The organism is Cupriavidus sp. GW822-FHT02D05 (assembly GCF_058802485.1).
Map to the genome: position 1 here is coordinate 1 of NZ_JBXAOE010000059.1, position 21,344 is coordinate 21,344.

General features: G+C 66.2%; 21 protein-coding genes and 1 pseudogene. 17 read left to right on the plus strand and 5 right to left on the minus strand.

The window, feature by feature from the left end:
- From AC1RQK_RS39680 to AC1RQK_RS39700, 5 genes and pseudogenes are all read left to right on the plus strand, one after another.
- Positions 1 to 90: pseudogene (locus tag AC1RQK_RS39680) on the plus strand (TenA family transcriptional regulator); the annotation flags it as partial.
- Between the two features lie 88 nt (positions 91 to 178).
- Entirely contained in the window at positions 179 to 547 is a 369-nt protein-coding gene (locus tag AC1RQK_RS39685; protein WP_492374649.1) for a 2Fe-2S iron-sulfur cluster-binding protein, read from the plus strand.
- Between the two features lie 29 nt (positions 548 to 576).
- Entirely contained in the window at positions 577 to 930 is a 354-nt protein-coding gene (locus tag AC1RQK_RS39690; protein WP_492815048.1) for a ferredoxin, read from the plus strand.
- A 60-nt stretch (positions 931 to 990) separates the two neighbouring features.
- Positions 991 to 1,338 (plus strand): 2Fe-2S iron-sulfur cluster-binding protein, encoded by a 348-nt coding sequence (locus AC1RQK_RS39695; RefSeq protein WP_492374647.1) that lies wholly within the window; start codon positions 991 to 993, stop codon positions 1,336 to 1,338.
- Between the two features lie 156 nt (positions 1,339 to 1,494).
- The gene (locus AC1RQK_RS39700; RefSeq protein WP_492815051.1) at positions 1,495 to 2,988 is read left to right on the plus strand and encodes a gamma-glutamyltransferase family protein; all 1,494 of its coding nucleotides are present in this window, start codon (positions 1,495 to 1,497) and stop codon (positions 2,986 to 2,988) included.
- 23 nt (positions 2,989 to 3,011) lie between these two features.
- Here the strand turns inward: AC1RQK_RS39700 and AC1RQK_RS39705 are convergent, their stop codons facing one another.
- On the minus strand, positions 3,012 to 3,698 hold the full coding sequence (locus tag AC1RQK_RS39705; protein WP_492815053.1) for a GntR family transcriptional regulator: 687 nt from the start codon (positions 3,696 to 3,698) through the stop codon (positions 3,012 to 3,014).
- Positions 3,699 to 3,779: 81 nt separating this feature from the next.
- A complete protein-coding gene (locus AC1RQK_RS39710; RefSeq protein WP_492374644.1) occupies positions 3,780 to 3,989 on the minus strand; it encodes a hypothetical protein in 210 nt (69 codons plus the stop codon).
- Between the two features lie 50 nt (positions 3,990 to 4,039).
- On the opposite strand from AC1RQK_RS39710, the gene pdxA reads away from it, so the two are divergent.
- The 5 genes from pdxA to AC1RQK_RS39735 all read left to right on the plus strand — a co-directional run bounded on the left by pdxA (position 4,040) and on the right by AC1RQK_RS39735 (position 10,502).
- Positions 4,040 to 6,460, plus strand: a complete 2,421-nt coding sequence (gene pdxA / locus AC1RQK_RS39715; protein ID WP_492815055.1) for a 4-hydroxythreonine-4-phosphate dehydrogenase PdxA — start codon at positions 4,040 to 4,042, stop codon at positions 6,458 to 6,460.
- 29 nt (positions 6,461 to 6,489) lie between these two features.
- The gene (locus tag AC1RQK_RS39720) at positions 6,490 to 7,470 is read left to right on the plus strand and encodes a Bug family tripartite tricarboxylate transporter substrate binding protein (RefSeq protein ID WP_492815057.1); all 981 of its coding nucleotides are present in this window, start codon (positions 6,490 to 6,492) and stop codon (positions 7,468 to 7,470) included.
- 80 nt (positions 7,471 to 7,550) lie between these two features.
- Complete coding sequence (locus AC1RQK_RS39725; protein ID WP_492815059.1) at positions 7,551 to 8,318, plus strand: HpcH/HpaI aldolase family protein; 768 nt, start codon at positions 7,551 to 7,553, stop codon at positions 8,316 to 8,318.
- Between the two features lie 67 nt (positions 8,319 to 8,385).
- Entirely contained in the window at positions 8,386 to 9,417 is a 1,032-nt protein-coding gene (locus AC1RQK_RS39730; RefSeq protein ID WP_492815061.1) for an aldo/keto reductase, read from the plus strand.
- A 95-nt stretch (positions 9,418 to 9,512) separates the two neighbouring features.
- Positions 9,513 to 10,502 (plus strand): Bug family tripartite tricarboxylate transporter substrate binding protein, encoded by a 990-nt coding sequence (locus AC1RQK_RS39735; RefSeq protein ID WP_492374640.1) that lies wholly within the window; start codon positions 9,513 to 9,515, stop codon positions 10,500 to 10,502.
- Positions 10,503 to 10,553: 51 nt separating this feature from the next.
- Here AC1RQK_RS39735 and AC1RQK_RS39740 read toward each other — a convergent pair whose 3' ends face one another.
- The 3 genes from AC1RQK_RS39740 to AC1RQK_RS39750 form a co-directional block, all read right to left on the minus strand.
- On the minus strand, positions 10,554 to 11,735 hold the full coding sequence (locus AC1RQK_RS39740; protein ID WP_492374639.1) for an OpgC domain-containing protein: 1,182 nt from the start codon (positions 11,733 to 11,735) through the stop codon (positions 10,554 to 10,556).
- A 429-nt stretch (positions 11,736 to 12,164) separates the two neighbouring features.
- On the minus strand, positions 12,165 to 12,911 hold the full coding sequence (locus AC1RQK_RS39745) for a hypothetical protein (protein WP_492374638.1): 747 nt from the start codon (positions 12,909 to 12,911) through the stop codon (positions 12,165 to 12,167).
- A gap of 347 nt (positions 12,912 to 13,258) precedes the next feature.
- Positions 13,259 to 14,182: a LysR substrate-binding domain-containing protein gene (locus AC1RQK_RS39750; RefSeq protein WP_492374637.1), complete on the minus strand. Its 924-nt coding sequence runs from the start codon at positions 14,180 to 14,182 to the stop codon at positions 13,259 to 13,261.
- 107 nt (positions 14,183 to 14,289) lie between these two features.
- Here AC1RQK_RS39750 and AC1RQK_RS39755 point away from each other — a divergent pair, with 107 nt between their 5' ends.
- The 7 genes from AC1RQK_RS39755 (at position 14,290) to AC1RQK_RS39785 (ending at position 21,115) form a co-directional block, all read left to right on the plus strand.
- Positions 14,290 to 14,538 (plus strand): hypothetical protein, encoded by a 249-nt coding sequence (locus AC1RQK_RS39755; RefSeq protein WP_492815064.1) that lies wholly within the window; start codon positions 14,290 to 14,292, stop codon positions 14,536 to 14,538.
- Between the two features lie 84 nt (positions 14,539 to 14,622).
- Positions 14,623 to 15,423: a crotonase/enoyl-CoA hydratase family protein gene (locus AC1RQK_RS39760; protein WP_492815066.1), complete on the plus strand. Its 801-nt coding sequence runs from the start codon at positions 14,623 to 14,625 to the stop codon at positions 15,421 to 15,423.
- Between the two features lie 172 nt (positions 15,424 to 15,595).
- Positions 15,596 to 16,894, plus strand: coding sequence for an MFS transporter (locus AC1RQK_RS39765; protein ID WP_492374634.1), 1,299 nt, complete (start codon positions 15,596 to 15,598; stop codon positions 16,892 to 16,894).
- 163 nt (positions 16,895 to 17,057) lie between these two features.
- Complete coding sequence (locus tag AC1RQK_RS39770; RefSeq protein WP_492815068.1) at positions 17,058 to 17,549, plus strand: hypothetical protein; 492 nt, start codon at positions 17,058 to 17,060, stop codon at positions 17,547 to 17,549.
- A gap of 277 nt (positions 17,550 to 17,826) precedes the next feature.
- A complete protein-coding gene (locus AC1RQK_RS39775) occupies positions 17,827 to 19,380 on the plus strand; it encodes a class I adenylate-forming enzyme family protein (RefSeq protein WP_492374632.1) in 1,554 nt (517 codons plus the stop codon).
- A gap of 156 nt (positions 19,381 to 19,536) precedes the next feature.
- Complete coding sequence (locus AC1RQK_RS39780) at positions 19,537 to 20,703, plus strand: thiolase family protein (RefSeq protein ID WP_150988223.1); 1,167 nt, start codon at positions 19,537 to 19,539, stop codon at positions 20,701 to 20,703.
- A gap of 4 nt (positions 20,704 to 20,707) precedes the next feature.
- On the plus strand, positions 20,708 to 21,115 hold the full coding sequence (locus AC1RQK_RS39785) for a Zn-ribbon domain-containing OB-fold protein (RefSeq protein ID WP_492815071.1): 408 nt from the start codon (positions 20,708 to 20,710) through the stop codon (positions 21,113 to 21,115).
- The last annotated feature ends 229 nt before the right edge of the window (positions 21,116 to 21,344 follow it).

The following is a 21,344-nucleotide window of genomic DNA, read 5'->3' on the forward strand; positions in this document are numbered from 1 at the left end:
GCCCAGATGCGCCTGCTCTACACCACCGCCCTCTATCACGACTATGTCGCGCAGGAAATCCCCCTGCCTGAACTGGATATGGCTGCCTGAAGCAGCCGCCAGATCGTGCGATGACGCGCGGCCGGTGCGCATCCGCCCGGCCGCCCCTGACAGACCAGACCGCTTGCGGAAACGTTGTATGCCTAAAGTCGTATTTCACAAGAACGGCCAGACCTTCGAGGATGAGGTCAAGCCCAGCACCAACCTGGTGGTGCGCGCCGGGATCAAGCAGTTTCCGTATCCGAACCTGCGCTACGAGTGCGGCATGGGCAAGTGCTCCAAATGCGCGTGCCGCGTGATCGCCGGCGCCGAGCACCTGCCGCCGCCGAACTGGAAGGAAAAGAAGCAGCTCGGAGAACGGCTGGAGCAAGGCTATCGCCTGACCTGCCAGATCTGGCTGGAGCATGACATCGAGCTGATCCAGGATGAACTGCCAGTGCAAAGCGCAGCCACCGCCAGCGGCGGGGCCAATGTCCTGCAAGCCAGCGTCCCGGGCAACGCGCAGTAATCCATCAGCACCCACCAGGCAGCGCAGTCATGTACGTAATACTCAGCAGCAAGCCGGGGCAGTTTCGCACCGAACTGGTAGAGGGGCTGGTGGCCGTCGAGGCTTACGACTATCTCTTCTACGGCCGCAGGACGGCGCACTTCGTCATCGCCGAAATAGCGCACCCGGTAAAGGTGAAGGTTGTGGAGGAGTTCGGCGAAGACGTCGATGCCGCGAGCCGCCCGGCCCCCACCATCAACTACGTGCCCTCCAAGTTTCTCGAGCAGTTCGACACGCTGCAGGGCGCACGCGACGAGCTCACGCGCCTGGCCACCTTCGGCAGCATGGACATCACGCTGGTCAAGCGTGATGTCCATGCGCGTGACTGGCGAGCGACCGACTGAATCCACCGAGTATGACCGGCACAGCGCCGGGCAGCCCCCTCATGCCATCGGACCGTTTCCATGATTGAAATCACCTTTGTCAGCAACGACGGCAAGGTCGTCAGCGCCCCCGAGAACAGCAACCTGCTGCGCGTTTCCCTGCGCGAGAAAGGCGGCATCCCCTTCAAGTGCGGCGGCGGCCTGTGCGGCACCTGCAAGTGCAAGATCGAGCGCGGGCTCGAGTTCACCGACGCCATCAAGCCAAAAGAGCGCAAGCACCTGTCGGAGGCGCAATTTGGCGAGGGCTACCGCATGGCCTGCCAGACCTTCGTCACCGGCGACATCGCCGTGTCCTGGGAAGCCCAGGCGAGCCCGGCCAAGGCTGCCGTTCCGGTCACCGGGACGGTGGCCGGAGCTGCGGCCGAATAGGTCCGCGGCGCCAGGCCTGCTACGGCGCTGCTTCGGCGCGGACCGGCAGGGCTGGCGGCATCGCCGGCGTGCGCGGTGGCCTTGAGGCGCTGCGTTGCCGCTCACGCACGCCATTGTGTCAAACCCGATTGATCTGATCCTCCTGGAGCGCCACGCATGACAACCACAGCTTGCGCCAGCCGTGCCAACACCACCGAGGGCGTGCGCGCGCCGCACTGCATGGTCGCCACCGGCCACCCGCTCGCTGCCGAGGCCGCGCTGCAGGTGCTGCGTGAAGGTGGCAGCGCCATTGACGCGGCGCTCGCGGCCGATGCCATCCTGGGCGTGGTGGAGCCGATGGCAACGGGCATCGGCGGCGACATGCTGGCGATGATCGTCGAGCCCGACGGCCACGCGGTCAGCTACAACGGCACCGGGCGCGCGCCGGCCGCGTTCCCCATGCATGCGCTGGCGGCCCTTCCCGGGCAGCGCATTCCCGAGCGCCACGCCCTATCGCTGACCACGCCCGGCGCGGTGCGTGGCTGGGAGGACCTGCACCGCCGCTACGGCCGGCTGGAATGGAAACGGCTGTTCGCGCCCGCCATTGCGCTAGCGCGCGACGGCTTTGCGCTCGCGCCGGTAGCCGCGCGGGAATGGGCGCTGTTCGACCGCGTGCTGCACCATGACCCGGTCTGCGCCGCGCTCTATCGCGCCGGCCGCCCACCTGCGTCCGGCGAGACCTTCAGCAATCCGGAGCTGGCCGCCACGCTGGCCGCCATCGCCGCCGAGGGTGCCGATGCGTACTACCTCGGCCAGCCCGCCCAGGCCGCCGAAATGGCGAGCCGCATCGCCGGCGGCGCGCTGGCTGCCGCCGACTTCGCCGCCCACCGGGGCGATTTCTGCACGCCCGTATCCACGGATTTCCGCGGACTGACGGTGCTGGAATGCCCGCCCAATACGCACGGCGTGGCCATCCTGCACGCGCTGGACGAACTCGGCGAACTCGATCCTGCCATGCTGGCCGAGGACGATCCCGCAGCCGTGCTGCGCACGGTGCGGGCCATGGGCCGCGCCATGCAGTACGCCAAGGAAACCGTGGCAGACCCGGCCGGCAACACCGTATGCACCGTGGTGGTGGACCGCGACGGCCTGGCGGTCACGCTGATGACCAGCATCTTCAAGCGCTTCGGCTCGGGCATCGCCGTGCCCGGCTGCGGCTTCGTGCTGCAGAACCGCGGCTTCGGCTTTGCCGGGCCGGGCCATATCAACAGCCCTGCTCCGGCCAAGCGCCCGTATCACACAGTAGTGCCCGGCGCGGCCCTGCGCGGCGGGCGCTTCCACGCGGGCTTCGGCGTGGTGGGCGGGCTGATGCAGCCGCAAGGCCAGTTGCAGTTGCTGGTAAGGCTGGCGGCCTGGCAGCAACCCCTGCAAGCCGCGCTGGATGCCCCTCGCTGGCGGCTGGAATCCGACACCGCCCTGGCCATCGAAGCCGGCATGCCGCCGGCCATCGTGCAAGCCCTGCGCGATGCAGGCTACAGCGATCCCGCCGGCCTTGGCGAACTGGGCGGGCGCAGCGACTTCGGCGGCGCCCAGATCGTCATGCGCAGTGCATGCGGCGACCTGCTCGGCGCATCGGACAAACGCAAGGATGGCATTGCGCTGGGGGAGTAAGCCCTGCCGGCGTTGCCCAAGCCCTACAGCGGAAACCTCTGCATGTAATACGCCTGCCACTCATGCAGGTGCTCCTGCATGGCGCGGCTGGCGGCGTCGCCATCGCGCGCGGCCAGTGCGTCGAGGATCTTGCGGTGCTCGGCCAGCGCCTGTGGAATCAGCTCGGCACGCATGCGCAGCTGGTTGAGGCCGTGGTGCAGCAGGCGGTAGCGCAGGATGTCCTCGCGCAGGCGCTTGCTGCCGCAAGCGTCTGCGATAGCCAGGTGGAAGTTGTCGTCGAAATCGGCCCAGCGCACCAGTGCCTCGGCATCGTCCACGCTGGTGGCGGCGCCGGCATCCATGGCGTCGGCCGCGTCGGACAGCGCCTTGAGCGTGACGCGGTCCAGCTGCGCGGCGGCGATGCGAGCCGCCTCGCTCTCCAGCAGCTTGCGCATATCGAACACCTCGCGGATATCTTCGCGCGAGAAGCGCGCCACCACCGGGCGCCGGTTCGCCTCCTGGGTGATGAGCCCATCCTTGACCAGTTCGCGAATCGCCGTGTGTACCGGCGTGCGGCTGACGCCGAGCTCCTGCGCGAGCCGGATTTCGTTGACCACCTCCCCCGGCTTTAGCTGCCCGCTGATGATGGCCGACAACATGGCCTGGTAGACCCGTTGCGAAAGCGGCTGGTCGTCCTGGTCCGGCGGGAGCGCGGGAAATTCCTGTGACATCTCTGCGATCGACATTTCTGGTGGGAAGAAGGCCCGGCATCGCTGCCCTTTGCGGGCGGTTGGACCGGACTGGCGAAAGCATTATGCAGCAAAGGCCAATGGCTGCGCATTTTTCGCCAGTTGAATGCCAAACCAAATAATTGCATGCATTTTTTTGATTTGGCGTGTAATATCGACTGAATGCTGAGGCTTGCCGCACGGAAACAGCACGACAGAGTGCTCAAAAAACCATATTTCACCGGGATACGGCAAACCAGCAAGTGAGACAGGCAGGGGCGCAGGAGACACCATCCCCATGCCTTCCCCCTTGATTCATCAAGCTCAGACCCATGCCAACAGCCGTGCCCCCACCAAGGTTCGCCGCCGTGCGCATCGTTGCCGACGATCTTTCCGGCGCGTGCGACAGCGTGGCGGCGTTCGCCGGCAATGGCAGCGGCGAAGTGCGGATGCGCGCGCAAGGTGCGGCGGCCGGTGCGGCTTGCGCGGCATGGGACGGGCGGATCCAGGCGCTCGATGCCCACTCGCGGGCACGCCCCGCCGCCGAGGCCGCGCAGGTGTTCGCCCAGGCCTTTGCCGATGGCTTCGGCCCGCTCAGGCCGGATAGCGCAGCGGCCATGGACTGCCTGCATTTCCACAAGCTCGATTCCACGCTGCGCGGCCATATCGGCGCCGAGCTGGTAGCGGCGCGCAACGCCGTTGGGGCCGCTGGCCCGATCTGGGTCTGTCCGGCGTTTCCGGCGCAGGGCCGCACGCTGCGCGAAGGCCGGGCCTACCTGGATGGCAGGCCGCTGTCAGGCACCAGGCTGTGGTCCACGCTGGGCCTTGCCAGCGATCACCTGCCGACGCTGCTCCGCACGGCCGGCCTGCGGGTCAGCGTGCTGACGCTGCCGGCTTTGCGGGCACTAGGCAACGCCGGTGCCGCACCGCTTGGCCTGGATCACGCATGCGACGCACTCGTGTGCGATGCGCAAACCGACGACGATCTCGCGTTGCTGGCCACGCTGATCGCGTCCCGGCCCGGGCCCGTGCTGGCCGCTGGCTCCGCCGGGCTCGCGCGGCAACTGGCCGCGCATGTGGCGATGCCGCCCGCGGAAACAAACCCCGACAGCACACGCGTGGCCGGCGCGACGGCGCCGGCAACCACTGGCCGGCTCGCTGTCATCGGCAGCATGTCGGCGCTTGCCGCCGAACAGGTCCAGGCGCTGTGCGCCACCTGCCTGCCGGTGCCCTGCTCGCCGCGCCTGCTGGTTGACGGCGCGGCATCCACCGCCTGGCTCGCGCAGCGCCAGCAAGCCGCTAACGCGCTGGCGCTGGGCCGCGATGTGGTGATCCACGTCGAAGGCCCGGCCGACCCGGCATTGGACGGCAGCACCTTGTGCGCCGCGCTGGCCCGCTTTGCCGCCCCGCTGGCGCAGGTGGCGACGGGGCTGGTGCTGTCTGGCGGGGAAAGCGCGCGCGCCGTGCTGGAGATGCTGGGCGTGAGCCAGCTCACCAACGTGCGCGCACTGGTGCCCGGCGTGACCAGCGCCCGCGCGCAGCTGCGCGACGCAACGGGCACAGCAGGCTTCGATCACGACAACAATACGGTGCCGGTCTGCATCAAGGCCGGCGCCTTTGGCCAGCGCGACACGCTGCTGGCCTGCATGGCGCACCTGCGCCAGACCACCGCGCCGGCGTCTCCTGCCGATGCCATGCGCGCCAGCCCCACGCATCCGGAGCAGGCCGGCCCTGCCAACACCCGCCTCAGCGAGCCCTCCATGTATCGACCGAGAATTGCCATCACCATGGGTGACGCCGCCGGCGTTGGCCCCGAGATCATCGTCAAGTGCCTGGCCGACGGCACGCTCTATGCGCAATGCCGGCCTTTCGTGGTGGGCGACGCCGCGCGCCTGGAAGACGCCTGCCGCCGCACCGGCACCGCGCTGCGCATCGCGCGGGTGACGGACCCCGACGAAGCCACGTTCGAGCCAGGCACCCTCGCCTGCATCGACCTGGCGCTGATCCCCGCCGACACGCCTTACGGCAAGGTCTCGGCCATCTGCGGCGATGCCGCCTACCGCTATATCGCGCGCGCCGTCGAGTTCGTGCAGGCCGGCATGGTCGATGCGATCTGCACCGCGCCGCTCAACAAGGAGGCCCTGCACCTGGGCGGCCACCGCTACCCCGGCCACACGGAGATGCTGGCCGCGCTCACGGGCACCGAAGAGGTCTCGATGATGCTGCTGGCGCCGAACCTGCGGGTGATCCATGTCACCACGCACATCGGCATCCTGGATGCGGTGGAGAAGATCAACGCTGGCCTGGTCGAGCGCACCATCGCGCGCGGCGTGCAGGCCTTGCAAAAGAGCGGCATCGCCCAGCCGCGCGTGGCGGTGTGCGGCATCAACCCGCACGCCGGCGAGAACGGCTTGTTCGGGCGCGGCGAGGAAGCCGGGAAAATCGCCCCTGCCGTGGCAGCCTGCCGTGCACGCGGCTGGCTGGTGGATGGCCCGCTGCCGGCCGACACGCTCTTCTACCGCGCCACCCGCGGCGACTTCGACCTGGTCGTGGCGATGTATCACGACCAGGGCCACGGGCCGGTCAAGGTGCTGGGGCTGGAAGCCGGCGTCAACGTCACTATCGGCCTGCCGGCGGTGCGCACCTCGGTGGACCACGGCACCGCGTTCGACATTGCCGGCAAGGGCGTGGCCGATCCGCGCAGCATGACCGAAGCCATGCTGCAGGCGATCGCGATGGCGCCAAAGCCGCAGCAAACAGCCTGAAAAAAACCAAAAGAACAAAGGAGACAACCATGCTGCGCAAATGGATCACCCTGCTGGCGGCCGCATCGCTCACCGCGCTGGCGCTGCCGGCCAGCGCCGATGGCCCCGCGCCCTGGCCGCAGCGCCCGGTGCGCGTGGTGGTGCCCTATGCGCCGGGCGGTGCCTCCGACGTGCTGGCCCGCCTGCTCGGCAGCAAGCTGCAGGAGACCTGGAAACAGCCCGTGGTGGTGGAGAACCGCACCGGCGCCGGCGGCAATATCGGCACGGACAACGTCGCCAAAAGCGCGCCCGATGGCTACACCCTGCTGCTGGGCGACCTGTCCAACTTCGTGATCGCGCCGGTGGCCTACAAGAACCTGCCGTACGACGTGATCAAGGATTTCAGCGCGGTGGTCACGCTGACCTACTCGCCCTACATGCTGCTGGTCTCGCCGCAGACCAAGGCGAGCTCGCTCAAGGAGCTCGTGGACTACGCCCGCGCGCATCCGGGCAAGCTCAACTGGGCCACCACCGGCATCGGCAGCGGCCCGCACCTGGCCGGCCTGCAGTTCGCCCGCAAGCTCGGCATCGACTGGCTCTACCTGCCCAACAAGGGCGGCGCGCAGGCCAATCTGGACGTGATGGGCGGGCAGGCCGACCTGATGTTCAACAGCATGGTGGCCAGCGCGTCCTACGTGCGCGGCGGCAAGCTGCGCGTGCTGGCCTTCACCTGCCGCGAGCGTAATCCCGAATGGCCTAACGTGCCGACCGTGGCGGAGGCCGTGCCGGGCTTTACCGCCGGCGGCTGGCAGGGCATGCTCGCGCCCGCTGGCACCCCGCCGGAGGTGATCCGCAAGATCAACGCCGATGTGGTGCGCATCCTGCAGCAGCCCGAGATCCGCCAGCGCCTGGCGCAGCTCGGCGCGGAGCCGGTCGGCAATACGCCCGAAGCCACGCAGGCGTTTGTCCGCGAAGAGAAAACACGCTGGGCCGACCTGATCCGCGAGAGCGGCCTGAAGCTGGACATGTAGGCGCGCACGCCAGCACGCCAGCACGCCAGCACGCCAGTACATGGCCGCACCTTCAACAACCGACCCCCCGGAGACTTTCCATGCAACTTCCCGTCAACGCCTTCAAGCAAGCCATTCTCGCCGACCAGCCGCAGATTGGCCTGTGGTGCTCGCTGTCTTCCTACCAGGTGGTGGAACTGGTGGCGCGCTCGCAATTCGACTGGCTGCTGCTCGACATGGAGCATGCTCCCAATGACATCTCCACCCTGCACACGCAATTGATGGCCACCGAAGGGACCAAGAGCCATCCCGTGGTGCGCCCGCCCTGGAACGACATGCTGTGGATCAAGCGCTGCCTGGATATCGGCGCGCAATCGCTGCTGCTGCCCTATGTGCAAAACGCCGAGGAAGCCGCCAATGCCGTGGCGTGGAGCCGCTTTCCCAAGGGCGGCATGCGCGGTGTGGCCAGCGGCACGCGCGCCGGCGGCTTTGGCCGCATCAAGGATTTCCTGCATAACGTGCAGGAGCAGACCTGCGTGCTGGTGCAGCTCGAATCGATGGAAGCCATCCGCAACGTCGACGCGATCTGCGCGCTGGACGGCGTGGACGGCGTGTTCATCGGCCCGAGCGATCTCTCCGCCGACATGAACCACCTCGGCGACATCCAGCACCCCGAGGTGCAGGAAACCATCGCCACCGCGATCCGCCGCATCCGCGCCAACGGCAAGGCCGCTGGCATTCTCACCACCGAAGCGCAGGGCCAGCAGTACATCGACATGGGCGCGCGCTTTGTCGCGGTGGGGACCGACATGACCCTGCTGCGCCTGGCCACCGACGCGCTGGCGGCGCGCTTCAAACAGGCGCAATAAGCCGGATAAGCCAGAACCGGCCACAACAGGCCCGCACCGCATTTATTTCTCTCCTGGAAGATTCGAGATGTCTGACTTCAAGATGCAATACCGGCGCCTGGGCGCCAGCAACCTGCAGGTGTCCGCCCTGTGCCTGGGCACCATGATGTTTGGCGACCAGACCGACGAGGCCGAGGCCGGCCGCATCGTCGACAGCGCCCGCGCGCATGGCGTCAATTTCATCGATACCGCCGACATGTACAGCCTGGGCGGGTCGGAAACGATGGTGGGCAAGCTGCTGGCGGGCGATCGCCAGGACTGGGTCCTGGCCAGCAAGCTGGGCAACCCGATGCAGGCCGCCCCCAACCACTCGCACTACTCGCGCGTCTGGATCATGCGCGCCGTGGAAGACAGCCTGCGCCGCCTGGCCACGGACTATCTCGACATCCTCTACCTGCACCGCGACTACGCCGGCGAGAACCTCGAAGAAGCCGTGCGCGCCATGGGCGACCTGATCCGCGCCGGCAAGATCCGCTACTGGGCCGTGTCGAACTTCCGCGGCTGGCGCATCGCTGAGATCGCGCGCCTGTGCGACATGCTCAACGTGCCCCGCCCTGCGGTCTGCCAGCCTTACTACAACCTGCTCAACCGCATGCCCGAAGTGGAGATCCTGCCGGCCTGCGAGCATTTCGGGCTGGGCGTGGTGTCCTACAGCCCGATCGCGCGTGGCGTGCTGACGGGCAAGTACCTGCCCGGCCAGCAACCGCCGCGGGACTCGCGCGCCGGCCGGGCGGACCGCCGCATGATGGAGACCGAGTTCCGCGAGGAGTCGCTGGTGATTGCGCAGACGCTGAAGCAGCATGCGCAGGCGCGCGACCTCAAGCTGGGCCAGTTCGCCACCGCCTGGGTGCTCGCCAACCCCATCATCAACTCGGTGATCGCCGGGCCGCGCACGCTGGCCCAGTTCGAGGACTACTTCGGCGCCGTGGGCGTGGCGATCTCACCGCAAGAGGAAGCCTTGGTCGACGCCCTGGTGCGCCCCGGCCATGCGTCCACGCCGGGCTACAGCGACCCCAGCTATCCGCTCACGGGGCGGCCGGTGGCGGTATCGGAAGGCTGATCCCCTTGGGCACTGGCTAAAGCAAAAAGTGCAAAAAGCGCAAAAAGCGCAAAAAGACAGACCTGACCCACCCTGGCAACGGGGGAGGAGACAAGATGACTGCAAGACGATTTCCCGCATTGGCGGCAGCGGCGCTGGCCACGGCCGTCACCGCCCTCGCTTTGGTGCCGGCCGCCGCCCGCGCCGATGACTACCCCAACCGCCCGATCAAGCTGATCGTGCCCTTCCCGCCCGGCGGCGGCAACGACAATGTGGCGCGCCCGATCGCCCAGAAACTGTCCGACGCGCTCGGCCAGCAGGTGATCATCGACAACCGCCCCGGCGCCGGCACCATGATCGGCGCGGAAGCCGCGGCCCATGCCGCGCCGGACGGCTACACGCTGTTCCTCGGCTCGATTGCATCGCACGCCATCAGCCCCAACCTGTATGCGCGGGTGCCCTACGATCCGATCAAGGATTTCGAGCCGGTATCGCTGCTGGCGTCGGCGCCGACGCTGCTGGTGGTCAACACGCATACGCCCTACAAGACCTTGAAGGATGTGCTGGTGGCCGCCAAGGCCAGCCCCGGCAAGCTGACTTACGGCTCCGCCGGCAGCGGCACGCCGCCGCACCTGTCCGGCGAGATCTTTCGCGGCCAGGCCGGGATCGACCTGCTGCATGTGCCCTACAAGGGAGGATCGGGGCTGCTGCCTGATGTGATCGCGGGCCGGGTCGACATGATCTTCGATACCGCGGCATCCGCCATGCCCCACGTGCGCAGCGGCAACCTGCGCGCCATCGCCATTGCCCGCGCCACGCGCCAGCCGGACCTGCCGGATGTGCCCACCTTCGCCGAACAAGGGTTTCCCAAGTTCCAGACCTCAGGCTGGTACGGCATCCTGGCGCCCGCGAAGACGCCCAAGCCGGTGATCGACAAGCTCTACGCCGCGTTGCAGAAAGCCATGGTGCAGCCGGAGGTGACAAGCCGGCTGAAGACGCTCGGGGTGGATCCCATCGTCAGTACCCCGCAGGAGTTCGGCACCTTTATCCGCGCGGAGCTGGACAAGTACAAGCAGGTGATCCGCCAGGCGGATATCAAGGAATGACGGCGTAATCGCACACAAGCACAATCACAATCACAAGCCAGCGAAGGCTGCCTAAGCGGCGGCCTTTTGCACTTCCTTACTTTCTTCCCTTCTCTCTTCCCTGCTCTCCTCCTTGCGCGCTTCCTTGCGCCCCTCCTTGCGCCGCCCATACCAGCCACCAATCACCAGCAACAGCGCCACGGCCACGATATCGCCACCCAGCGCGATCGGCCGCGACGGCCGGCCGCCGGCAATGCCATAGGTAAAGCCCTCGATCACCACCGACACCACCGCGCCAAAGACAAAGCAGAACAAGCTGTGGCGGCCAATCTGCACCACCGGCCCCATCACCGACGCCAGGCGCGCTACCCAGCCCGCGCGGACAGCCAGATAGCACAGCCAGGCCAGCCCGAGGAAACTCACGATGCGCAGCGCCGCCAGGCTCTTCTTGGGCAGCGGGAAAACCATGGCCGGCAGCCACGTGGGCAACCATGGCTCGTACACATGCGGACGCATCCACAGGTAAGCCAGCAGCACGCCGGCCAGCGTCACCGCCACGGCGAGCACCGTCACCACCCAGCGCACCAGCGCCTGGCGCGGCAGGATCACATCGGGGCGCAGGCGCGCCATCAGGCCCAGCCCAAACAGCAGTTGCCACGCGAAGGGGTTGAAGCTCCAGCCGTTGCCATCGCTGCTAGGCAGCAGCGGCGTGAGCATCGGCGCCATCAGCCACAGCAACCCGCTGGCGCCGACAAACGTCAGTGGCACCGCGCGCGCCATGCGGATCGCCAGCGGCGCAAACAGGATGAAGACTGCGTACATCGGCAGCACGTCCGACACAAAAGGCTGCCGCGCCACGCTGAACACCTCAATCAGCGTGCTGAACGGATGCGCCATGAAGATCGGCGCCTCCGTGGACCGGATCGCGGGCGCCGGCACCTTGGCCAGCGCCAGCAACAGGCCGAACACCAGCATCAGCACGCCGGTCAGTACGAACGCCTTGTAGATCTCCCAGCTACGGCGGATCAGGCGGTTCTGCGCGGCGGAGGCACCGTGCCGCGCCTCCATGGCGACGTAGGCCGCCCCTGCCGAATAGCCGGCCAGGAAGACAAAGATCTCCGCCGCATCGAAGAACGCGAAATTGCGGATGGTGTAATCGGCCAGCACGCTGCCGTTCACATGGTCAACCACGATGAAAATCAGCGCGATGCCGCGAATCAGGTCAACCTCAGTTCTACGCTGGGTTTCGTTCATGGACAAAAGCAACTCCTGCAATACCTGGCAATCCGGGCGCCCCGACAAAGCGTCCGGATGTCTCCGAGGCCACTTATCAGTGGCCTCTGTTTATTCAATGTGAGCAAAACCGCACCCAGGGGAGGCGATCTGGCGCCCGGCAGGCTGCCGGAGCACCTTGGCTTTGTCCCGGATTTCCTGAAAAAGTGCGATGGGGCACGCTCGCAGCCCAAAGACGGCAAAACGCCCGGCAGCGCGACGCCCGGGCGTGATGATACGGTATATTGGGGATTACCCTAGGAAGAGGTCGCCAGGGATTGGAAAGGAAAAAGCAAGCGGGCCTTGTTGCGGCCCCGGTCAGCGAATTCCTGGCTCCCGTTCGATGATGGGCGCCAGCGCGCCAGCACCCTGCCGCGGCGCTCGCGCGCGGCAGGATGGCATTGCCAATGCCTATTGCGCCGTGGCACCCGAAGACACAGCGGCGCTTGTGGCCGTTGTCATCTGCTCCATAAACAACGCCGCGCGCAGTTTCGAGGTTGCAGCCCGCGTGCTCGCGTCCACCGACTTCATCAGGTTGCTATATTCCGGCGCGTCATCCCATTCGCCGGTCACGGGCGTGTTGACTGTCACCGGCTCGTACCATTGCAGCCGATTGGTATGCAGATCGATCAACTGCCCCACCAGCGATACATAGCCCTCCGGCGCTCCCAGCGGCATGAAACCATAGTAGCTGCGCGAAGTGCCCAGCCAGCGCGACGCCACCAGCAGCAACCGATCCGCGCCATACTGCTTAGCCAAAGGCCGGTAGTCCATCTCCGCAATACCGTCACCGGAACCTTCCGTGAACTTCTTCAACTGCTCCGTATCCACGGGAGCCGCCACCAGCACGACCTTGACCTGGCGGGACTCCAGCCCCTTCGCCAGTTCCTGCGGCAGCCCCTTTACCAGCGAGAAGTCTTGCCGCTGCAAACGCTCCACGATTGCCTGTGCATTGGCCTTGTTGATGGCGTAGTCAAGGATCCCCTGCGCCCCGATCATGTTCTGGTTAGGTTCTGGCAGCTTTTGCACTGCCACCGCGACCGTGCTCGTCCGATCATCAAAGAGCTTCGCGGAAGCAGGAATTGGCTTCTGCACGACCGCACAACCAGCCAACGAACACAACGCCAGGAACAGCCCGGCAAGACGGATACGACCCATGATTCTCCTGTTTTATCTAAGCCACAACTTACGGGGGCGATAAGCACGCCGCTGCCCCGCTTGGATAACGGCGGGAAACCAACTGCCCAATACCCCACCGAAGTCTGGCTTGACGGCTACCGCGCTCACTCGATCGCCCTTGCGGCTAGTTTGGGGAGCGCTGCGCTGGTTTTCCCCGGCACTCGCAAAACAGAAATTAATTCAATTACCAATAAATAATAACTTAATTATATTAAATTATTATTTTTGAAAATTCATTTAATAAATAGACACCCAGACCTACACCGCCAAATGTCTCGGTCGTTTACGAATGACTGTCGTTGCTTAGTTTTCCCCTACGGCCGCCCTCACCCAATCACCTCCCCCGCCAACTCCGTCTCCAGCCAGGCCCGGAACCGCTCCACCCCGGGCCGCACCACGCTGGACGTCACGATCTGATAGGTCGGCCCGTCAGCCACATGCTTTGGCAGCACCACCTGCAACTGCCCGCTCTTGAGCATCGGCAACACCATCGGCGTACGCCCTATCGCAATGCCCGCCTGTTGCGCGGCGGCATTCAGCACGTGCGCGTACTGCGAGAAGTACAGGCATGCCTGCTTGGACGAGCGCATCAGCCCGAGGCGCTGATACCACTGCGTCCATGACATCCAGTCAAAGCGGGCGCCGGGGTCATGGAACACCAGCAGCGGCGTATCGAGTATCTGCCGGGCGTCGGCAATGCGCGCGGCCACGGCAGGCGCGGCGACCAGCATCAGGCGCTCCTGCAGCAGCGGGCGCGGACCGTCGGGGTCCAGGGGCTGTGTGTTGAGACGGATGGCGAGGTCGATGCCCTCGCGCTCCAGGTTGAGCATGGGCTCGGAAGCATCGATGCGCACGTCGATGCCGGGCTCGGCGGCCTGGAAGCGGGCGAGCTTGGGCACCAGCCAGAGCGACGCGAAGGACGGCGTGGTGGTGACGGCGATGGATATGCGGTCAACGGCGAGCAGGCGGTCGATGGCCGCGCCGAGCTGGCCGATGGACAGGCGCGCCGCCTCGTAAAGCTGGCGGCCTTCCGGGGTCAGGCTCAGGCCTTTGCCGCCGCGCAGGAAGAGCGCGGTGCCGAGCACGTCTTCGAGGCTCTTGACCTGTTTGCTGACGGCGGACTGGGTGATGAAGAGTTCTTCGGCGGCGGCGGTGAAGCTGAGGTGGCGTGCGGCGGATTCGAAGCCGCGCAGGGCTTCAAGCGACATGGCGCGCAGCGCATTGGTGGAGGCTCGGCTCAGGATTGACATGACAGCCAGGCATACCCTTCATGAAAAGGCTTCCGGGCAGCGTTGGCTGTTCCCCGCAAGAATGCAAGCACCGTTGCAGAAATTGGCGGGCTAGCCAGGAGGCGATCGTGAGCACAAGACAAGGCAATTGGATCCTCGGCCCGGATGCGCTGCGGATCCCGCTCGGGTTGGGATCTTACCTGATCTGCGTGGAGGGCATCGTGTGGCTCACGCAGCAGTCGGCCATGCTGGAGGCGGCTTGCCGCGACACGGTACTGGTGAGCGGCGAGCGCTTTTGCGCCAGGCAGAAGGCCATTGTCTTTGTCTCCGGCTTTCGCGGCCACCCGGCGCGCATCGCCGTTCGGACAATCGACTAACCGCACCGGCAAGCCTTGCAAACAATCAGGACAACAAAACAACAAGACAACCAGTACCTACCGAAGATGAACAGCCTATCCGACATGACCAACGCAAACGACTTGGTGTGCTATGAACGATCCGGCCAGCATGCACTGCTGGTGCTGAACCGCCCCGACAAGCTCAATGCCCTGAGCTACGCGCTGATCGACGCGCTGATGGTCCGGCTCGATGCGATTGAGGCAGATCCCGCGGTGCGCTGCGTGATCCTGACCGGCCGCGGCTCGCGGGCCTTCAGCGCGGGGGCCGACATTGCCGGCTTCGCGCCTGACATCGCGGCCTCCCCCGAGCAGGCGCAGCGCCGCTTCCTGCTGCGGGGACAAGCCATGACGCGGCGCATCGAAATGTTTCCGAAGCCGGTCATCGCTGCGGTCAATGGCCTGGCCTTCGGCGGTGGCTGCGAGATCGTGGAGGCTTGCAGCCTGGCCATCGCGGCCGGGCATGCCACCTTTGCCAAGCCTGAGATCAAGCTGGGCTTCCCGCCCACGTTTGGCGGCACACAGCGCCTGCCGCGTCACGTGGGCCGCAAGCGGGCAAACGAAATGATCCTTGCCGGCGAGGCAATCGATGCCGACAGCGCATTGCGGTTCGGCCTGCTCAACGACGTTGTGAGCGCCGCCGACCTGCTGCCCGCCTGCCTGCGGCTGGCCGAACGGATCGCTCGGCATTCCGCGATTGCGGTCACCGCGTCGCTGCGCGCGGTCACGCGCGGCATCAACCTGCCCATCGATGAGGGGCTGGCGGTGGAGGCGATGCAGTTCATGATCGCCGCGGCGTCGCAAGACGCGCGGGAAGGCACCAGCGCTTTCGTGGAGAAGCGCCCGGCCATGTTTCGCGGCGCCTGAGTATCGGGCGAGGCGCCGGGGGGTGCCTGGCGGCTCGCGCCTCACACATGCGGGACTGGCGCTGGCGGCTTGCAAGGCATATATTGACCAGCACAAGCGCGCCCGCACAGGCTAGCCGACCTTTCGCGAAAGGCGGCGGATAGCCGGGACGTCGTGGCGAAGGAGACTGGCGATGCAAGCGGAAATGGCAGGCGCGGCAGTGCCTGGATCCTCAAAGCTGGGCGCGGTCCTGCGGGTTACCAGCGGTAACTTCCTCGAACAGTTCGACTTCTTCCTGTTCGGTTTCTACGCCACCTACATCGCTCACACCTTCTTTCCGGCAAACAGCGAGTTCGCCTCGCTGATGCTGACTTTCGCCGTGTTTGGCGCAGGCTTCCTGATGCGCCCGCTCGGCGCCATCCTGCTGGGTGCCTATATCGACAAGGTGGGACGCCGCAGGGGCCTGATCGTGACGCTGTCGCTCATGGCCTGCGGAACCATCCTGATCGCGCTCGTGCCGGGCTATGCCAGCATCGGCGTGCTGGCGCCGCTGCTGGTGCTGATCGGGCGACTGCTGCAGGGCTTCTCGGCGGGCGCCGAGCTGGGCGGCGTATCGGTCTACCTGGCCGAAATGGCCACACCCGGCCATAAGGGCTTTTATACCGCCTGGCAGTCGGCCAGCCAGCAGATCGCCATCGTGGTCGCGGCCGGGCTTGGCTTTGGGCTGAACCACTGGCTGACGACCGATGAACTGGGCGCATGGGGCTGGCGTATTCCGTTCTTTATCGGCTGCCTGATCGTGCCGTTCCTCTTCGTGTTGCGCCGCTCGCTGCAGGAGACCGAAGAGTTCCGTACGCGCCGGCACCATCCGAGCACGCGCGAAGTATTCGACTCCATGCTGCGCAACTGGCGCACGGTGCTGGCCGGCATGCTGCTGGTGGCAATGACCACGACCACCTTCTACCTGATCACAGTCTATACGCCCACGTTCGGCAAGACGGTGCTCAAGCTCAGCACGGCCGACAGCCTGGCCGTCACGCTCTGCGTAGGCATTTCCAACTTTATCTGGCTGCCCATCGGCGGTGCCCTGTCCGACCGCATTGGCCGCCGCCCTATCCTGCTGACCATTTCGGCCATCGCGCTGGTCACCGCCTATCCCGCGTTGTCGTGGCTGGCGGGCGCGCCGAGCTTCGAGCGCATGCTGATCGTGCTGCTGTGGCTGTCCTTCCTCTTTGGCATGTACAACGGCGCCATGGTGGTGGCCCTGACCGAGGTGATGCCGGTGGAGGTGCGCGTGGCCGGCTTCTCGCTGGCTTACAGCCTTGCCACGGCGGTGTTTGGCGGCTTTACGCCGGCGGTCTCGACCTACCTGATCGAGGTGACCGGCGACAAGGCCGCGCCGGGCTACTGGATGAGCTTTGCCGCGGCATGCGGGCTGCTGGCCACCCTCATCCTTTATCGCAAGGCGCGTCCCGTGGCATCGGCTTTTTGAGCCCCATCATCAACTTATTGCTGTATTTGGCGCCGCCAGCATCACAAGATTACCTGCATTGCCCTACAGATCCGCTTCACGAGTTCGTTAATTCCGGGTACCCAGGTGTGCCGTGCGCGGCCGCCTCCCGTGCGTTCGCGCACTACCTGAAGGAACAAATCCGATGAGCACGATCGATCCGGCGTCCTCCACCGGCGGCCAGTTTGCGGCCGCCACGGCCCTGGCCGGCGCAGCCAGCCTTGCCACCGCCAGCCAGGCAACGCCCGCCAGCCAATCGGGCGGCGGCAAGCCGTCCGATGGCATCCATGTCGATCTTTCATCGGCTGGCCGCACGCTGGCGTCAGGCAAGCCGGCCGGCTCCAGCGGCCGCAACAGTGATATCGACAACAGCAACCTGCCGGATACGGCCAAGGACCTGCTCAAGCGAATCCGTGAATTGCGCGACGAGCTGGCGCGCAAGCAGCAGGAACTGCAAGCCGTGGCCTCGGCCCAGAACCTCTCTGCCGACCAGAAGCAGGTCCGTCTTGCAGCGCTGAACCAGGCCATGAGTTCGCTTACCGGTGCCATATCCAGCGCCAGTGGCGCGCTGGCCAAGTCCATGGAAAAGACCTCGCCCGAGCAGCAGATGAGCGCGGCGGCCTTGGCCATGGGCTGATTCCGCCATAGGGTGGCTCCATCGAGGGCCACCCCGCACGTTGGTTTTCACTCCGTCTCCCCGCGCAGCGCCCCTCCCCTAGCTTGTCCCCTAGCTTGTCCCCTGGCTTGCCCCTTCCGCGCCATTTTGTGCGCCGCAACAACGATTCCCGGCAAGCCCCTCTTCCAAAAAGCCAAATTGTCGAACCCGGCACAAGGCGCGACACTCTTTCACAGCCGCGGCAGGCCGGCCATGAATGAGACACCCAAGCACACCCCAAGAGCCCAACGGCAGCCCTATGTCACCGACAAGCACTGACTTCACCCCTCTCGCCGCCCTCGTCGACGCCCAAGCCGCGCTGCGGCCGCGGCATCCGGCCGTGGTGCTGGATGAACGCAGCGTGGATTTCGCCAGCCTCAACCGGCTTGCCGACCGCGTTGCCGCCGCGCTGCAGCGAGACGGTGTGCCGGCGCAAGGCGCCGTCGCCATCTGCGCCGCGACGTCGATCGAATACGTTGCCGCCTTCCTCGGCTGCCTGCGGGCAGGCGTAGCGGTGGCACCACTGTCGCCCTCGCTCAACCCGCAGACGCTGCGCGGCATGGTGCAGGACTCGGGGGCGCGCCGGCTGTTGATCGATGCCAGCACGCGCCAGGCCCTGCACGGGCTGGAGGCCGAGCTCGGCATTCCCTGCATCGCACTGGACGACAGCCACGCGGGCCTTGCCTTTGGCCAGTGGCTGGCCCCCGAAGATGCCCGGCCGGCTCCGGTCAACGTGCAGCCCGACTGGGCTTTCAACCTGATCTATTCATCCGGCACCACCGGCGTGCCCAAGGGCATCATCCAGCCGTTCGGCATGCGCTCGTCGCATGTGCAGCGCGCCACCCAGGGCGGCTATGGCCCGGACACCGTGGCGCTGCTGTCCACGCCGCTGTACTCCAACACCACACTGGTCAGCCTGTTCCCCACCTTGTCGCTGGGTGGCACCGTGGTGCTGATGCGCAAGTTCGATGCCGGCCAGTACTTGGCGCTGGCCGCACAGTACCGCGTCACCCATACCATGCTGGTGCCGGTGCAATACCAGCGCATCCTGGCCCACCCCGACTTCGCCAGCACCGATCTGTCATCGTTCCGCTATAAGTTCTGCACCAGCGCGCCCTTTGCCGCCGCGCTCAAGGCGCAGGTGCTGGCACGCTGGCCCGGCGCGCTGATCGAGTACTACGGCATGACCGAGGGCGGCGGGCGCTGCGAGCTGCGCGCGCATGAGCACCCGGACAAGCTGCATACGGTCGGGCGCCCCTCGCCGGACACCGATATGCGGCTGCTGGACGATCAAGGCCGCGAGCTCCCCGCCGATGCGCCGCGCGACACCCCAGGCGAGATCGTCGGGCATTCCCCCGCGATGATGTCCGGCTACCACAATCATCCAGCGAAGACCGCCGAGGCCGAGTGGTTCGACGCCACCGGCAAGCGCTTCATCCGCACCGGCGACGTTGGCTACTTCGATGCCGACGGCTTCCTCATCCTGATGGACCGCAAGAAGGACATGGTCATCTCGGGCGGCTTCAACATCTACCCGAGCGACATCGAAGCGGTGCTGCTCGGGCATCCCGACATCGCGGACGCGGCGGTGGTCGGCGTGCCCTCGGAACGCTGGGGCGAGACGCCCGTCGCCTTCGTGGTGCTGCGGCCCGGCGCCATCGCCCAAGCCGCCGCGCTGCTGGACTGGGTGAATGGCCGGCTGGAGAAAATGCAGCGCCTGGCCGCGCTGGAGCTGTCGCAGGAACTACCGCGCAACGCCATCGGCAAGGTGCTCAAGCGCGATCTGCGCGAGCAATACGGACGCGCACCTTGACACTCGCGGCACCAAACAAGAACACAGGACTTCGGTTATAGCCATAGTTCATAGGCCATAGTTCATAGGCCATAGTTCATAGGCCATAGTCCATAGTCCATAGTCCATAGTCATCACCGCACACCAACTTACCCGGGACAACAACTAGGGAGACCCATGAGCATCAACGGCAAGGCTTATATCGTCGGGGCCTACGAGCACCCGACCCGCAAGGCACCGGACAAATCCGTCGCGCAACTGCACGCCGAATCCGCCAAGGGCGCGCTGGAGGACGCCGGCCTCACCCTGCAGGACGTGGACGGCTACTTTTGCGCGGGTGACGCGCCTGGCCTTGGCGCGCTCAATATGGTCGATTACCTCGGCCTGAAGGTGCGCCACGTCGACTCCACCGATACCGGCGGCTCGGCGTATATCGTCCATGTCTCGCACGCCGCGCAGGCCATCGCCGCCGGCAAGTGCAATGTGGCGCTGATCACGCTGGCAGGCCGCCCACGCTCGGAAGGCTCGAGCGGCACGCAGGCGCGCAACTGGGGCGCGAACCTGCCCGACCAGCCGTTCGAGGCGCCGTTCAGCCCGGTGACCGTGAACCTGTACGCGATGGTGGCGATGCGCCATATGTTCCAGTACGGCACCACCGCCGAACAGCTTGCCTGGATCAAGGTAGCGGCCTCGCACCACGCGCAGCACAATCCCCACGCCATGTTGCGCGATGTGGTGACGGTGGAGGACGTATTGAATTCGCCGATGATCTCGGATCCGCTGCGCAAGCTCGACTGCTGCGTGGTGTCCGATGGCGGCGGCGCGCTGATCGTCGCCCGCCCGGAAATCGCGGCCAAGCTCAAGCGCCCCATGGTGAAGATCCGCGGCGCCGGCGAAGCCGTCAAAGGCCAGCTCGGCGGCATGGTCGACCTGAGCTGGTCGGGCGCCGCCATCTCCGGCCCGATCGCGTTTGAAGAGGCCGGCATCCGCCCGTCCGACATCAAGTACGCCTCGATCTACGACAGCTTCACCATCACCGTGCTGATGCAGCTGGAAGACCTGGGCTTCTGCAAGAAGGGCGAAGGCGGCAAGTTCGTGGCCGACGGCAACCTGATCTCCGGCGTGGGCAAGCTGCCCTTCAACACCGACGGCGGTGGCCTGTGCAACAACCACCCGGCCAACCGCGGCGGCATCACCAAGGTGATCGAAGCGGTGCGCCAGCTGCGCGGCGAAGCCCATCCCGCCGTGCAGGTCAAGAACTGCGACCTGGCCCTGGCCCAAGGCACCGGCGGCTACCTCGGCTCGCGCCACGGCAGCGCCACCGTCATCCTGGAACGGGAGTAATAAGATGAGCACACCTTACACCGCCACTCCCCTCAAAGCACCGCAGGTCGCCCCGGACAACACCGAGTTCTGGGAAGCTGCCCGCGCCGGCCGCCTGCTGGTCAAGCACTGCAAATCCTGCGGCAAGCCCCACTGGTACCCGCGCACGCTGTGCCCGTTCTGCATGGGCGAGACCGAATGGAAGCAGGCCTCGGGACGCGGCACCATCTACTCGTTCAGCGTCACCCGCCGTGCCGGCCCCACGCCCTTCTGCATTGCCTATGTGACGCTGGAAGAAGGCGTGACCATGATGACCAACATCGTGGATTGCGACCTGGATACCGTGCGCATCGGGCAGGAAGTGAAGCTGACGTTCACGCCGACGGACGACGGGCCGCCGGTGCCAACGTTCACGCCGGTTAGCGCCGCCTGAAGCCAACAGGAACGCGAGGGACATCGCAATGGCGAGCACCCGCCCTCTCCCCCGGCCCCTCTCCCACAAGTGGGAGAGGGGGGCCAACCGACGGCAAGATCAACCCATTGTGGTAGCCGTGTGAAGCGCCCGAAGGGCGGGCCACACCCCAACGCGATGCGAAGCGAGCCGTCAAGGTGTGCCAAGGCCGTATGGGGCGCCTCGGGATTCGGCGAAAAGAGCGGAAAAG

What these genes read in the sequence shown, in the direction of transcription:
- AC1RQK_RS39685 (WP_492374649.1), top strand. Translation starts at nt 179, where the DNA reads ATGCCTAAAGTCGTATTTCACAAGAACGGCCAGACCTTCGAGGATGAG.
- AC1RQK_RS39690 (WP_492815048.1), top strand. Translation starts at nt 577, where the DNA reads ATGTACGTAATACTCAGCAGCAAGCCGGGGCAGTTTCGCACCGAACTG.
- AC1RQK_RS39695 (WP_492374647.1), top strand. Translation starts at nt 991, where the DNA reads ATGATTGAAATCACCTTTGTCAGCAACGACGGCAAGGTCGTCAGCGCC.
- AC1RQK_RS39700 (WP_492815051.1), top strand. Translation starts at nt 1,495, where the DNA reads ATGACAACCACAGCTTGCGCCAGCCGTGCCAACACCACCGAGGGCGTG.
- AC1RQK_RS39705 (WP_492815053.1), bottom strand. Translation starts at nt 3,698, where the DNA reads ATGTCACAGGAATTTCCCGCGCTCCCGCCGGACCAGGACGACCAGCCG.
- AC1RQK_RS39710 (WP_492374644.1), bottom strand. Translation starts at nt 3,989, where the DNA reads ATGGTGTCTCCTGCGCCCCTGCCTGTCTCACTTGCTGGTTTGCCGTAT.
- AC1RQK_RS39720 (WP_492815057.1), top strand. Translation starts at nt 6,490, where the DNA reads ATGCTGCGCAAATGGATCACCCTGCTGGCGGCCGCATCGCTCACCGCG.
- AC1RQK_RS39725 (WP_492815059.1), top strand. Translation starts at nt 7,551, where the DNA reads ATGCAACTTCCCGTCAACGCCTTCAAGCAAGCCATTCTCGCCGACCAG.
- AC1RQK_RS39730 (WP_492815061.1), top strand. Translation starts at nt 8,386, where the DNA reads ATGTCTGACTTCAAGATGCAATACCGGCGCCTGGGCGCCAGCAACCTG.
- AC1RQK_RS39735 (WP_492374640.1), top strand. Translation starts at nt 9,513, where the DNA reads ATGACTGCAAGACGATTTCCCGCATTGGCGGCAGCGGCGCTGGCCACG.
- AC1RQK_RS39740 (WP_492374639.1), bottom strand. Translation starts at nt 11,735, where the DNA reads ATGAACGAAACCCAGCGTAGAACTGAGGTTGACCTGATTCGCGGCATC.
- AC1RQK_RS39745 (WP_492374638.1), bottom strand. Translation starts at nt 12,911, where the DNA reads ATGGGTCGTATCCGTCTTGCCGGGCTGTTCCTGGCGTTGTGTTCGTTG.
- AC1RQK_RS39750 (WP_492374637.1), bottom strand. Translation starts at nt 14,182, where the DNA reads ATGTCAATCCTGAGCCGAGCCTCCACCAATGCGCTGCGCGCCATGTCG.
- AC1RQK_RS39760 (WP_492815066.1), top strand. Translation starts at nt 14,623, where the DNA reads ATGACCAACGCAAACGACTTGGTGTGCTATGAACGATCCGGCCAGCAT.
- AC1RQK_RS39765 (WP_492374634.1), top strand. Translation starts at nt 15,596, where the DNA reads ATGCAAGCGGAAATGGCAGGCGCGGCAGTGCCTGGATCCTCAAAGCTG.
- AC1RQK_RS39770 (WP_492815068.1), top strand. Translation starts at nt 17,058, where the DNA reads ATGAGCACGATCGATCCGGCGTCCTCCACCGGCGGCCAGTTTGCGGCC.
- AC1RQK_RS39775 (WP_492374632.1), top strand. Translation starts at nt 17,827, where the DNA reads ATGTCACCGACAAGCACTGACTTCACCCCTCTCGCCGCCCTCGTCGAC.
- AC1RQK_RS39780 (WP_150988223.1), top strand. Translation starts at nt 19,537, where the DNA reads ATGAGCATCAACGGCAAGGCTTATATCGTCGGGGCCTACGAGCACCCG.
- AC1RQK_RS39785 (WP_492815071.1), top strand. Translation starts at nt 20,708, where the DNA reads ATGAGCACACCTTACACCGCCACTCCCCTCAAAGCACCGCAGGTCGCC.